The 428-nt window shown below is 36.0% G+C and carries 1 pseudogene; it reads right to left on the bottom strand.

Going from position 1 to position 428, the window contains the following annotated elements:
• Positions 1-428: pseudogene (locus CF599_RS19615) on the bottom strand (hypothetical protein); the annotation flags it as partial.

Genomic DNA, 428 nt, shown 5'->3' with positions numbered 1-428 from the left:
CTAACTACTGAAATACGCATTGGTGCATATCCAGCTGTAGCACGATCCTCGTTAAAGTAATCATAGTTTCCTGTGCGTTTTCCTGCTACTTCTTCTGCTACAATTGTTGTAATCGTTTGATCTACACTTACTGAGCTAACAAAGTTTTTCAAGAATTCTTGGAACACATTACTATTTTGTAACAAGACTGTTAAGTCTACATTCTGAATAGCTTTGTTTTCATCTTTATATACCAATAAAGCTTTATCTCCGTCATTTGACCCTGTCAATGAGGTTAAGGTTTCAAACTTAGAGATTATATCCTTAATCGTTGTCTCTTTTTCATCACCTTTCTCATCCTTCCACTTAAAGATAAAGTCGCCGTCTTTCTCTACTACTGTTACTGTACCAGGTCCTGCTTCTTTCTCTATCTGATTGATAATCTCCTT

Origin of the sequence: Myroides sp. N17-2, from assembly GCF_002286775.1 — a bacterium.
Classification (GTDB): domain Bacteria; phylum Bacteroidota; class Bacteroidia; order Flavobacteriales; family Flavobacteriaceae; genus Flavobacterium.
This window is presented reverse-complemented; position numbering and strand designations above follow the sequence as displayed.